Genomic DNA, 13,968 nt, shown 5'->3' on the forward strand with positions numbered 1-13,968 from the left:
CATGGGATACGTTAGATACTCTAGTTTCGTCAGTCTTCTCCAAGAGCGTGCAATCTCGCACCCAGATCAAATTATCTTCACTTTCTTAGGGGATGGTGAAAACGAGTCTGATTATCTAACCTATCATCAATTAGATCAACAAGCAAGGGCGATCGCCCATAAACTCCAAAGCAGAAAAGCCAAAGGGGAAAGAGCATTATTATTATATCAACCAGGTCTCGAATTCGTCACAGCCTTCCTCGGTTGCCTTTATGCAGGGGTAATCGCCACCCCAGCTTATCCTCCCCGGGCCAATCGTTCCTATACCCGTCTGTCTGCTATTATTAAGGATGCAGGGGCATTATTTGCCCTTACTACCCAATCTCTGAAAGAAAAAATTGAGCAGAAATTAACCAAAAATAATGATATAACCTGCCTCACCACCGACGACATCTCCCCCTCCATAGCGCAAGATTGGCAAACAGAACAAATTAAATCAGAAGAAACCGCCTTTTTACAATACACCAGCGGTTCTACAGGTACACCAAAAGGAGTTATTGTCAGTCATGGTAACTTAATCCATAACTCCCAATTAATCAAAGATTATTTTCATAATGATGAACATTGTATAGGTTCATTTTGGCTTCCCCCCTACCATGATATGGGCTTGATTGGGGGTATTTTACAACCCATTTACTCTCGTTTTCACACCATTATGTTACCTCCCGTCACTTTTTTACAACGTCCCATCCGTTGGTTGAGGGCTATCAGTAAATATAAGGTAACCACTGCAGGAGGCCCCAATTTTGCCTATGAAATGTGCGTTAATTCCATTAGTGAAAAACAAAAAGAGGATTTAGACTTAAGCCATTGGCAATTAGCGTTTAGTGGTGCTGAACCTGTTAGGGCAGAAACTATTACTAAATTTAGCCGATATTTTGCTGATTGTGGCTTTAAAGAAAAATCTTTTTACCCTTGCTACGGCATGGCGGAAACTACTCTTATTGTTTCTGGAGGAAATCCCGATAACTCTCCCACCATAAAAAATATTTCTGCTACAAAGTTACAAGAAAATGAAATTATATTTAATCCAGAAGATACCGCTGATATACAAAAAGTAGTTAGTAGCGGACATATATCTTCTCAGTTAGAAGTACAAATAGTTAATCCTGATACTCTAGTAGAATGCCCTAACAACAAGGTAGGAGAAATTTGGGTAAAAGGGGAAAGTGTTGCGCAAGGTTATTGGTTAAAGAAAGAATTAACTAAAAAAACTTTTCAAGCTAGTACCGCAAACGGAAAAAAAAAGGGCTTTTTGCGCACTGGGGATTTAGGTTTTGTTAATGATGGAGAGTTATTTGTTACAGGAAGATTAAAGGATTTAATTATTATTAGGGGTAGAAATCATTATCCCCAAGATATAGAAGAAAGTGTGGGGAATATTCATGAAGCTATTAATTCTGAAAGCGGTGCGAGTTTTGCCATTGAGAAGGATAATGATGAACATTTGATCGTAATTTTTGAGGTTAAAAGAACTTTTTTACAAAAGTTAAAACAAGACGATAATTTACAACGGGAAATTTTTGATGCTGTTCGCAAAGTTATTGCTGAAAATCATGAATTACAGGTTTATTCCATTGTTTTAATTCGTACTGGTAGTATTCCGAAAACCTCTAGTGGTAAAATTGCTCGTTATGCTTGTCGCAAAGAATTTTTAGAAGGTAATTTACCGATAGTTGCCCAGTGGAATTTAGATAACATATATAATCGTCAAAAAACAAGTTATACAAAAAATATAAACAGAATAAAAAAGACTATTTCTATTAATAATAAAAATATTAATAAAAACACTCTAAAAATACAGCAATGGTTGAAAAACAACCTTGCAAATCGCCTACAAGTAAGTCCTAGTGTTATCGATATTGAGCAACCTTTCATCAATTATGGACTCGATTCCGTCCAAGCTGTGCAACTTACCGCTGATTTAGAAGATTATTTGGAATGTAAATTATCTCCGACTTTAGCATATGATTATCCCAATATTGTTAGCTTATCTTTTTATTTATCTGAACTAAAAAATGACGGAATTTTAGACCTAGAAATTGAAGATAAAAACGATAAAAATATAGAACAAATTGCCATTGTTGCCATGGCTTGCCGTTTTCCTGAAGCGGATAGCTTAGATAAATATTGGGAATTGTTATCAAAAAAAGAAAATAGTATTAGTAAAACTTATCTGCGCCCGAACATCGATACTTTTGGGGGATATATAAAAGATTATGACCAATTTGATCCCCAGTTTTTCGGCATTTCTACCCGAGAGGCGATAAATATTGACCCTCAACAGCGTTTATTATTGGAAGTAACCTATGAAGCGCTGGAAAATGCCCATTTGACGACAGAAAAATTGTCAGGTAGTGCCACGGGGGTATTTATGGGTATTAGTAGCCAAGATTATGCCCAGTTGCAGATGAAGCATGGTTGGAATGTTAATGTTTATTCTGGTACAGGAAATTCCAGTGCGATCGCCTCTAACCGTATATCCTATAATTTTAATTTAACTGGGCCCTCTCTGAGTGTGGATACCGCTTGTTCATCCTCCTTGGTTGCGGTACACTTAGCGGTAAATAGTCTTAAAAGTGGTGAGTGTGACTGTGCCATCGTGGGCGGAGTTAACCTAATTCTTGCCCCTGAATTGACAGAAACTTTCCAAAAAGCGGGGATGATGGCGGAGGATGGGAAGTGTAAAACCTTCTCGGAAGATGCTGATGGTTATGGGCGAGGGGAAGGTTGTGGGGTAGTTATCCTTAAACCCCTGAGTAAAGCCTTGGCAGATGGCGACAAGGTTTTGGCAGTAATTCACGGTAGCGCCATTAATCAAGATGGGCGTAGTAATGGTTTAACAGCGCCTTCGGGTAAAGCGCAACAGAGGGTAATTCAATCGGCATGGAAAAATGCGTCTATTACCCCTGATAAAATTAATTATATCGAAGCTCACGGCACTGGAACACCTTTAGGAGATCCTATTGAGGTGAATTCCTTGGCTGGTTTGTTACCTTTTGATGGGCAAAAGACTGTTAATTCTTCCTTCGTTATGGATGAAAATGAGGAAAAGACTTCCTCAGATGGTGTGGTTAATGGTAAAGAGGAAAAGACTTCCTCTAATGGTGTGCAAAAAGAATCTTCTGTTATTGTCGATGATTCTTCTATGGAGAAGGAAACAAGAGGAAAAGATTATCCTATCTGTTGGTTAGGTAGTGCGAAAACAAACATCGGGCATTTAGAAGCCGCCGCAGGAATTGCGGGGTTAATTAAAACTGTCTTGATGTTAAACCATGAAGAGATACCCCCCATTGTTAACTTTAAAAAATTAAACCCCTATATCAATTTAAACAAAAGTCGTCTGCAGATTGCCACTAAATCCGTCGAATGGAAAAAATCTAGTCAGCCTCGTTTTGCGGGGGTAAGTTCCTTTGGTTTTGGGGGAACAAACGCCCATGTTATAGTGGGAGATATGATGGATTCCTCTGTTAACATTACAGAAGAAGAAGTTAAGGTAAAAGAAGAGATACAACGCCCCTATCATCTTTTAACCCTTAGTGCCACCACAGAAAAAGCCCTTCAAGATGTAGTGAATCGTTATCAAGATTATCTTACCAAGGCACAAGGGGATGATGTTAGTCATATATGTTATAGCACAAACCAAGGGCGATCGCACTTTAACCATCGTCTAGCCATTGGGGCAAAAGACAAAACAGAATTAGTAGAAAAACTTGCTACCCTAACCATTAATCAAAATAACCAGATTAATAACAATCAGATAGCCTTCCTATTCACAGGGCAAGGTTCACAATATTGTAATATGGGCAAAGAATTATATCAAACTGCCCCCCTCTTCCAAGACACCGTTAACTACTGTAGTGAGATTCTGAGTCAATACTTAGAAAAACCCCTCACCGAAATTATTTTTAACCCCGAGGAAAAAGAAACCCTCCATCAAACCATCTATACCCAACCCGCCATTTTCGTCATCGAATATGCCCTTGCCCAACTATGGCTATCTTGGGGAATCAAACCATCGGTAATGATGGGGCATAGTGTGGGAGAATACGTTGCCGCTACCCTTGCAGGAGTCTTCAGTTTAGAAGATGCCCTCAAATTAATTGCCCACCGTGGTAAACTCATGCAACAACTTCCCCTCGATGGGGGCATGGTATGTCTATTTACCAACCTAGATACCGCCCAAAAACTAATTACTCAGACAGGATTACCCCTCGACATCGCCGCCATAAACAGTGATAGTAACATTGTGGTATCGGGCAAAAAAGAAGACTTACAACAACTACAGACTACTGCCAAAGGGAGTAAAGTAAAATGTCGTCACCTAAAAGTCTCCCATGGTTTCCACTCCCGATTAATGCAACCCATCTTGGCAGACTTTGACAAAATAGCCCAAGAAATTACCTATAATTCACCCCAAGGGGAAATCATTTCCAACATCACAGGAAAAACCATCGGTGAAGAAATCGCCTCCCCAGACTATTGGGTAAAACATATCAGTCATCCTGTCAACTTTGCCCAAAGTGTAGAGTATTTACAACAACAAAACTACCAAATCTTTTTAGAAATCGGTAGTAAGCCGACTCTCTTGGGTATGGCGAGGATGATAGTAGAAAACAAAACTGAATCGGATGATTGTCTTTGGTTGCCTAGTTTACGCAAAGGAGAATCAGACTGGGAAAATTTACTTAACTCCCTAGGTATTCTTTACCAGCAAGGATTAAAAATTGACTGGGATGGTTTCCATCAAGACTATCCCTCTTTAGAAAGGGTTTCTTTACCCAACTATCCTTGGCAACATCAAAGATACTGGCATGGAGATAGTTTAGAAAATACCGTTGATGATGGTAAACAGTGGTTATACGAAGTAGCATGGGAAAAAGATTCTTCTACCTTCCTCAACAATCCAGAAAAATCTTTGCCAAAGAGTCTCTCTAATGGCTACTTAATCTTTGTGGATGAAAAAAAAGTAGGAGAAACATGGGCAAAAGAATTAACTTCCCAAGGTAGTCAAGTTTATTTAGTTTATAAAGGGGAAAGTTACCGTCAGGAAGAAAACACCTATTATATTAATCCCGAAAAGAAAAAAGACTACCAGTTATTATTAGATAGTCTTGATAATAGGGTAGAAAAAATTATCTATGGTTGGGCAATTAATGAAGATGATGACTTAAATCATATTAATCAGCTAACTAGCAACAATTATTTAGACTGTTTACCCGTTATCTATCTGATTCAAAGTTTAGTTAATAGTAATCATCAAGTTAAACTGTGGTTAATTACCCAAAATAGTCAATGGGTTATGCCCCAAGAAAAAGTAAATCCCTATGGTGGCAGTATCTGGGGATTAGGAAAAGTTATTGCCCTCGAACATAGTGAGTATTGGGGGGGTATGATTGATATGGATAATCAAGGGGTTTCTCTTTCTCTTCTTACCTACCTCGTTAATGATAAGTTAGATGAAACCATGGCGGCAATTAGAGATAAGTCTGTTTATTATTGTCGTTTACAACATAAAACCGCTGATAACTTTGGGGAAAGCAAAACAGTTAGTATCAAATCTTCTGGTAGTTATCTCATCACTGGAGGATTAGGCGCTTTAGGGTTAGAAACCGCTAACTATTTAATTAGTCAGGGGGCAAAAAATTTAATTCTTGTCTCCCGTAGTCAACCTTCTTCTTCTATTTCTCAAAAAATTAATCAATGGGAAGAAGAGGGAATTAATGTGATGGTAAAACAAGGGGATGTAACTAACAAAGAATCTTTAAGAAACATATTCCATGGAAGTAACAAGTCTTTTCCTCCTTTAAAGGGGATTATCCATACCGCAGGGGTATTGGATGATAGCATTTTAGCCACCCTTTCCCCTGAAAAATTAACTAGGGTAATGGAAAGTAAGGTAATAGGGGTAAATAATTTACATCAACTTACCCTCGATAATAGTCTTGACTTTTTTATCTTATATTCTTCCGTGGCTTCTATGGTAGGATCTATCGGACAGGGTAATTATGCTATGGCGAATAGTTATCTTGATAGTTTTGCATCCTATCGTCAATCCCTTGGTTTACCTGCTATTAGTATTAACTGGGGTGCTTTTTCTGTGGGTATGGCGAAGGCAACGGAAGATAGTCTAAAAGCGGTGGGTATTGAAACTATCCCTCCTGAAAAGGGTATTGCCATGGTGGGGGATGTAATTAATTATGCGAATGCTGGGGTAGGGGTAATTAAGTTTAACTGGGATACTGTTGCCCGTAAGTTTCCTCAATTATCCCAGTCTCCCTATTTACAAAGGGTAGTTTCTTCCTCTTTAAAAACGGAGGATGGAAAAAAAGATGATAGTCAAACTGAATTATTTAACCAGTTACTAAAAGCTGATGGGAGTGGCAGAATAACCCTATTAATTGATTATCTCATAGGGGCGATCGCCCTTATCCTGCACATTGAAAAGGAAACCATCAAACCAGAAGATAGTCTCATGGATTTGGGTATGGATTCATTAATGGTAATGGAAGCCATTAACCACCTCAAAACAGACTTACAATTAATGCTATACCCTCGGGAAATTTACGAGCGCCCCCAAATTTCCACCCTAGCCCAATACCTAGCCCAAGAATTTGCCACTAGCCATGATAGTAATGCCCATAAGATAAAAGCGCCTAGCCAAAAAGGAATAATAGTTTCTCCCTCTAACGAAAAAGAAGAAGAAAAACCCACCTTTAATCCCACTAATCACCAACCTATCGCCTTTATTTTATCAAGTCCGCGCTCAGGCTCAACCCTCCTGCGGGTAATGTTGGCGGGGCATCCCGACTTGGTTTCTCCCCCCGAATTACACCTGTTACCCTTTGCCACCATGCAGGAAAGACAAAAAGAGTTAGAATCTTCTCACCTCGGAGAAGGGTTAATTCGCACCGTCATGGATTTGAAGCAAATTAGTGTAGAGGAAAGCGAGGGGTTAGTTAACCAGTGGATTGAAGAAAATTTAACCATTGCCCAAGTGTATGAAATCCTGCAGACTCTCGGCGAAAATTGCATTTTAATTGATAAATCGCCCACCTACGCTAATAGTAAAAGCACTCTTTATAATGCTGAAAATATATTTTCTCAAGCCAAGTATATCCATTTAGTTCGTCATCCATATTCGGTTATAGAATCCTTTGCTCGGATGAGAATGGACAAATTACTAGATATAAAAGAGGTAAATCCCTATGAAATTGGGGAAAGTATCTGGTATCAAAGTAATCAAAATATCGTTAATTTTGCAAAAAAAATAGATGGGAATAAAATTCTCACTATTTACTATGAAAATCTAGTAACGTCTCCCGAAAAAGAGATGGAAAAAATCACTAACTTTTTAGGAATTAAGTTTAATAAATCCTTACTCAATCCCTATGAAGGGGAAAGAATGACCACGGGATTATATAAACAGTCCATGTCCGTGGGAGATCCTAATTTTAATAGTCGTCAAAAAATTGACCCGAATTTAGCTAACCATTGGAAAGAAGTTCAGTTACCTATTTTATTAAATCCCCTTACAAAACTATTATCAGAGCAATTTGATTATCAACTCCCCCATGAATCTAAAATTATAAAAACCCAAGAAAAATATCTAAAAATAAGAGGTTTAAATCTTTGTTATTGTAGTTGGGGAAATGAAAATAATCCTCCTTTATTTATTGTTCACGGTATTTTAGATCAAGGATTTGCATGGGAAAAAGTAGCCCAAAATTTAGCCCAAAATGGTTATTATGTGATAGCTCCCGATATGAGAGGTCATGGAAAATCTGACCATAATAGTCTGGGATGTGCTTATAATTTACTGGATTTTGTGGCAGATTTGGACTGTTTAATTAATGAATTAGGTAATGAAGAAAAAGTTACTTTGTTAGGTCATTCTTTCGGTTCAATGATTACTGGAATATACACTAGTATGCGTCCTGAAAAAATAGATAACTTATATCTTATAGAACCAATTTTACCCACAAAAAATAAAGATAATCAAGATATAGAAAATATCAGTAGTCAATTAAATAATCTATTGAATGTGCCTCCACTACCCGTATTCGATACCGTGGAAGTAGTTGCCCAACGACTACAAAAAACCGCACCTAATATCGATGATGATTTTGCCCTCAAACTTGCCCAAAGAATGACAAAATCCGTGGAAGGAGGAGTAACTTTTACCTATTCTCCCATGTTAGCCACGAGGGTAGGGGTAGGTTTTAATAGTATTCCCCGTAATCAATACTTACAATTACTATCTAGTATTACAGTACCTATTACTTTAGTATATGGTGATAATAGTTCTTTTAATCGTCCCCAAGATTTAGAAGCCCAAAAAGCAGCCATGGTAAATGGTCAAATATTTACCATCAAAGGAGGACATAATTTACATTTAGAAAATCCTTTAGGTTTAGGAGATGTTTTAATTAATCCATAGTTAAGGGGATTCAAAATCTGTTCCCATCATAGCAGGATCAATTAAAGTAATATCAAAAGGATCATCAGGGGGAAGGGGAGGAAATATATCTCGGCTAGATTGATGATAGATAGCAAAAACTTGGGGCCCAAATACCACTTTATCCCCTGTTTTTAGCTGGGTATTGTTAACTTTTTTGCCGTTGATGATGATGCCATTGGCACTAGATTCTTCTCCATTGCCGTCAATGATATGATAATGGGCTAACCCTTCCTCATCAAAAATACGCATGATAGTGGCATGATGACGAGATACAAAGGGGGATTGAATGACAATATCGCAATTTTTTCCTCTACCGATGGAGTATTTATTTTTTTTGAGCAATATCTCTCTTCTGCCTTTATCGTCTTCTACAACTAATATATGTACTGTATGGGGTTGGGCTGTCATTGCTAATTTTTCTTGGGGTTACTTTGCTGATGGTATTCAACCATCAATTTGATTATAATTTAAAGCCAATAGGCACACAATAAGATGGTTTGGGGAAGGACAAACATTCACCTATCATATAGAATGAGGCGCTCTGTAATCCGTAGCCATTTATATTATCCTTTATTTATCATCAACTGTCCATTTTTTGAGTTGTAGGGAATTGGTTACGACAATAATGGAACTTAAAGCCATGAATGCCCCTGCGGTGGAGGGATTGAGCAATATTTTGTAGGTGGGCAATAGTACCCCTGCGGCAATGGGTATGGTAATTAGGTTATAACTTAATGCCCAGAAAAGGTTTTGTTTAATTTTATTGAGGGTTTTTTGACTCAGTTTGATGGCGGTGATAATGTCGGTGAGTTTGTTTCTGGTTAGCACCACGGAGGCGGTTTGAATGGCAATTTCTGAGCCTTGGGGCATGGCTATGGCAAAGTCTGCTTCTGTCATGGCGGGGGCATCGTTAACCCCATCTCCTACCATGGCGATGGTTTTATGGGGATATTTTTCTTTTAATTCTTTAATTAATTGTCCTTTTTGTTGGGGATGTACTTCACCGTAATAAGTATTTATACTTAGTTTAGATGCGATCGCCCTGACGACATTTTTTTGGTCCCCACTGAGTAAAATAACATCAATCCCCATGGCTTTAATTTGGGCAATGGTTTGGGAAGCGAGGGGGCGAATGGTATCGGCAAGGGCAAATAGGGCAAGGGGTTTTTTATCTTGGGCTAAGTAAATGACGGTTTTACCTTGGTTTTGTAACTGGATAGACTGTTGTTTGATGGTGTCATCTAAATAAATTCCCTCTTCCTCTAACCATAACTCACTACCACAATAAAAGTTTTTTTGTCCATCCACACTACCCTGAATACCCCGACTAGGATAATTACTAATATCACTGGCTCTCAAAAATTCTAAATTTTGCTTTTTTACCTCCCGCAGTAGGGCTTGGGCAAGGGGATGACTGGAGGCAATTTCTAGGCTAGAGGCAATTTGTAGTAGTTGGGTATCAGAAAAATTAGTGGGGCTAAAATTAACGATGTCGGTGAGTTGGGGCTGTCCTTCGGTGAGGGTACCTGTTTTATCAAACACAATCATATCAAGGTTTTGAGCTTGTTCTAACACATCTCCCCCTTTGATAAGCAATCCTTGTTTTGCCCCTGCCCCAGTACCCACTAAAATCGCTGTGGGGGTAGCTAAACCAAGGGCGCAAGGACAGGCTATCACCAACACATCAATGGCTAGTTTTAGGCTTAAGATGAGGGGGGAGGTATTCAAATCCCCTATTAGATATGACCAATTTTTTGTACCCCAACCATACCAAAAACTAAAAGTTATAAGGGCGATCGCCATGATACCATAGGCAAAATACCCTGATACCGTATCCGCCAATTTTTGTACAGGGGCTTTTCTGGTTTGGGCTTCCTCCACCATGGCAATAATTTGACTAAGGATAGTTTTTGAGCCAGATTGGGTAGTTTCCACCACCACCATGCCCCCCAAATTAATAGTCCCCGCCGAAATAGAATCCCCCTCCCCCTTCCCCACAGGAATAGATTCCCCCGTCAACATCGACTCATCCACCGTAGTTTTTCCCCTCACCACACAACCATCCACGGGAAATTGTTCCCCTTCCAATACCCTCACCCACTCTTGGGGCTTCACTTGGCTAGAAGGAATTTTTAACCCATCATCCTGACTATCTTCGGTTTTACCGATAATCCTTGCCCATGGGGGGCGTAAACTTAACAATCCTGAAAGTGCTTCCGAGGCTTTATTTCTTGCCCTACTTTCCAATACCCTACCTAAAAAAATAAACCCTAACAACATCACAGGCTCATCAAAAAAGCACTCCCAACCCAGATTTGGGAAAACTAAAGCCACACAACTAGCTAGATAAGCCGACACCGTGCCGATGCCGATTAAACTATTCATATTAGGCTGACGATGCCATAAACCTTGCCAACCATTTAAGATAATTTCCCTCCCCGGAATCATCAAAGCAAGGGTAGCCAATGCCCAATGAAACCAAATATTAGTAAGGGGATGTAAATAACTAATGCCCAAATGGTGTAAATGACCGATACTAGAAAAGATTAATAGAATTACGGCACTAGCCAACTGAAATATTTGTAGCCTTTCCTCTATTTCCCGTTGTTTTTCTTTAATTTCTTGCCAATTTTGCCCATCCACCCCTGTCCTTACCTCACTGGGGAAACCCCCTAAAGTAAGTTTTTGTGCCAAATTTTTAGGCTCAATTTCTCCCTTTTGATATTCCACCAAGGCAACGGCGGTGATTAAATTTACCGTAGCGGAAACTACCCCCGGATATTGGTTAATTTGTCTTTCCACTGCTTTGACGCAACCAGCACACTTCATCCCCTGTACATCAAGGGTAAGGGTATCCTTGGGGGTTTTATTTTCTTCCGTGGTTTGGGGAGGGGCAACGGTTATCATTAATTATGATTCGTAGTTAGGGGCTTGGGATTGTAATAGTTTTGTAACCTGCTCAAATACATTGTTAGATTGAGAGCCTTTATTGAGAGCTTGTCTTTCGGGGTGAAAGCTGGGGCGCTCTAGGTATAATGAAATTGCTTGTTCTACTTGATTATTAATGATTGCTGTTAATTCTGTTTTAGCCCTATCTCGCTGAAAACTTGCTCCTTCTTCGGTGGTAGCATACAGGGGAGGAAGACGGTTGAGGGCATAGGCGGAAATATCCCCTACATCGAGGAGACGATTACTGGTGGTTTCTATTTCGGCTACCCGAGAGATTACTTCACTTACTACCAATTCTTCCATGACGTTAATAAATTGTTTTCTGGGCATAGCCACGATTTCCCCCGTTAATAATGCCCCCATTAGTTTATCTAGGGCTAAATATTCGTCATTGGATAATTCTGCAGAGGTTTCGCACAATCTTCCAACTTCTGCTTCCATGGTGGGGGTTAAATAACCACTTTCGAGGGCTTGTTCTACAATTATATTAATATTCATCGAGATTTTTATTTTATGAAAGCAATTTTAACAACTTTACTTAAGTATAAATGCTAGGTTTTTTGTTCACAGGGGGATGACTTTTCAAAGGTAAGTTTTTTACTCAGTTTTATTTGTCTGTGAATCCATGGTGATATGCTTCATGAAGAAATACCATGGACTTTTATGAAGACTAGGTTTAGTTTTTTTCACTTTTTGCTTACGGCTATATTGCTCCAAAGCTATACTCAAATTTTAACTCAAAATCGTCGTTAATGAGCAAAATGTTTGATAAATAGACCTATGTAAAAAAGTGGTGTTGGAGAATTAAGGTCTGATTTTTAGTTTAGTGTAGAATAGAATTTATAACAAAGAGCTAAGGAATCAACAGTTTATGGCAACATCAACTATTTCTAATCAGGGTATCCAATTGAGCCAGAAGGCTCTCGAACACGTCTTGAAACTAAAACAACAACAGGGTAATGAGGATCTCTGTTTGAGGGTAGGAGTTAGACAGGGAGGTTGTTCTGGGATGTCCTACATGATGGATTTTGAGAACATTAATAGTGTAACCGAGCATGATGATGTGTTTGATTATGAAGGTTTTAAAATAGTGTGCGATCGCAAAAGTCTGTTATATCTTTATGGAATGATGTTAGACTACAGCGATGCCATGATTGGAGGTGGTTTCCAGTTTACCAATCCTAATGCTAATCAAACTTGTGGTTGCGGTAAGTCTTTCTCTACTTAAGATTTTGTTTCTCTACATTTCCCATACACAGCAAGAACTTTTAATCTTCTGGTAAGGGGTTTAAATCTTTTGTCAATTTTTCTTTGGCAAAGGGTTTGTACTAAATCCGATTTATAAACTGTACTTTTAATTTATTATTTTGGCAATGGGCTTAAGCCCATTGTTTGTTTTATTAATATACTCTTGTTTATGGATCTAGTATTAAGCCTCTTGTTATTTTTTTATAATTAGTTTTAATGAATATTATTCCCCTAATAGGGGTTGTAAAAAAGTTCGGAAAAAGCATTTTTTAATTACCGATTTAAAATCCTTGACGGTGTTATCAATTTCCTCGGCTAAATCCTCAGCAAAGCTATCAATCGTATCTTTTTTTAGAGAAATCTTTTCTAAATCTTCTTCCCATTTTTCCATGATTTGAGGGTGGATTTTTTCTATTTTTTCTTCTTCTTTTATTTCCTGCTCGATACTTCCATCATTATTTATGGTCACTTCTCCGCTAAATACTTTGGTTAGTAATTCATCCACCGACATTCCATTTTCTAAGGCTTTACCTTCAATATCTTCTAATATTTTTATTGATAACTTTAAAGTTCCTTTTTCTGGATTTTTTTCTCCATAAACTATCTTTTTAATTTTTTTTGCTGTAATGCTATGAAATGGATAAGTATCTAAAACTTGTTGCCATTTTTCATACAGTTCTTCCTCTGTTAATTTTACTAGAGGACGAGCTTGAGCTTCATTTTGTGGAATAATTCTAAACCCATATTTAATTAATTGAATTGCCACTTTAGAGGCTTTAATTATCTTATTTGCTCTCCATAGGGGATAGTGAATCTCTTGCTCACAGTATTCTTTAAAGGATTTATAGGCTTCTTTATATAGCTGATAATATTTTACCTGATGTAGCTGAACTCCTAATTTTATATAATTTAATTTGTCATATTTAATATTATTAGTAATATGATTTAGTTTGGTAAATTTTCTATCCTCAGCTATCAAATAACAATCTTCTAAAATTGATCTATATGGCTCTGATATATTCTCCCAAAATAGTTCATTATTATCCTCTTCTCCACAACTATAAAGCAGGGCGATCGCCCATTCTTGGGTATAATTTAATTGATTTTTTTTGCATGGTAAATTTGGGCTAATACCTTTAGATGTCTGCGGTGTGGCAGAGTCTATGGGGATCGCCTTTGGGTCGGTGATCTGATTCATTGGTGAGTAGATTAGTTAATTTGCACTAATGGTAAGCCCCTAATACATTTTATGGCTGGGCATTATATTATAC

Annotated in this window: 6 protein-coding genes; 2 read left to right on the top strand and 4 right to left on the bottom strand. The window is 38.2% G+C overall.

Features of this window, described 5'->3' with window-relative positions:
* Position 1: 1 nt before the first annotated feature.
* The gene (locus ACXITR_RS10810) at positions 2 to 8,479 is read left to right on the top strand and encodes an alpha/beta fold hydrolase (RefSeq protein ID WP_457997230.1); all 8,478 of its coding nucleotides are present in this window, start codon (positions 2 to 4) and stop codon (positions 8,477 to 8,479) included.
* On the opposite strand, the gene ACXITR_RS10815 is transcribed toward ACXITR_RS10810, so the two are convergent.
* The 3 genes from ACXITR_RS10815 to ACXITR_RS10825 form a co-directional block, all read right to left on the bottom strand.
* Positions 8,480 to 8,908 carry an FHA domain-containing protein gene (locus tag ACXITR_RS10815; RefSeq protein WP_457997231.1) on the bottom strand — a complete coding sequence of 143 codons (429 nt, stop codon included), beginning with the start codon at positions 8,906 to 8,908 and terminating at the stop codon, positions 8,480 to 8,482.
* Positions 8,909 to 9,070: 162 nt separating this feature from the next.
* Positions 9,071 to 11,407 (bottom strand): heavy metal translocating P-type ATPase, encoded by a 2,337-nt coding sequence (locus ACXITR_RS10820; protein ID WP_457997232.1) that lies wholly within the window; start codon positions 11,405 to 11,407, stop codon positions 9,071 to 9,073.
* Positions 11,408 to 11,410: 3 nt separating this feature from the next.
* The gene (locus tag ACXITR_RS10825; protein ID WP_457997233.1) at positions 11,411 to 11,947 is read right to left on the bottom strand and encodes a late competence development ComFB family protein; all 537 of its coding nucleotides are present in this window, start codon (positions 11,945 to 11,947) and stop codon (positions 11,411 to 11,413) included.
* A 373-nt stretch (positions 11,948 to 12,320) separates the two neighbouring features.
* On the opposite strand from ACXITR_RS10825, the gene ACXITR_RS10830 reads away from it, so the two are divergent.
* Positions 12,321 to 12,677, top strand: coding sequence for an iron-sulfur cluster assembly accessory protein (locus ACXITR_RS10830; protein WP_457997234.1), 357 nt, complete (start codon positions 12,321 to 12,323; stop codon positions 12,675 to 12,677).
* A 243-nt stretch (positions 12,678 to 12,920) separates the two neighbouring features.
* Here ACXITR_RS10830 and ACXITR_RS10835 read toward each other — a convergent pair whose 3' ends face one another.
* Complete coding sequence (locus tag ACXITR_RS10835; RefSeq protein ID WP_457997235.1) at positions 12,921 to 13,895, bottom strand: hypothetical protein; 975 nt, start codon at positions 13,893 to 13,895, stop codon at positions 12,921 to 12,923.
* Positions 13,896 to 13,968 lie beyond the last annotated feature (73 nt).

The sequence above is a fragment of the Cyanobacterium sp. genome (genome assembly GCF_054166785.1).

Coding starts and splice junctions, on each gene's coding strand:
- ACXITR_RS10830 (WP_457997234.1), top strand. CDS start 12,321: ATGGCAACATCAACTATTTCTAATCAGGGTATCCAATTGAGCCAGAAG.
- ACXITR_RS10815 (WP_457997231.1), bottom strand. CDS start 8,908: ATGACAGCCCAACCCCATACAGTACATATATTAGTTGTAGAAGACGAT.
- ACXITR_RS10810 (WP_457997230.1), top strand. CDS start 2: ATGGGATACGTTAGATACTCTAGTTTCGTCAGTCTTCTCCAAGAGCGT.
- ACXITR_RS10835 (WP_457997235.1), bottom strand. CDS start 13,895: ATGAATCAGATCACCGACCCAAAGGCGATCCCCATAGACTCTGCCACA.
- ACXITR_RS10825 (WP_457997233.1), bottom strand. CDS start 11,947: ATGAATATTAATATAATTGTAGAACAAGCCCTCGAAAGTGGTTATTTA.
- ACXITR_RS10820 (WP_457997232.1), bottom strand. CDS start 11,407: ATGATAACCGTTGCCCCTCCCCAAACCACGGAAGAAAATAAAACCCCC.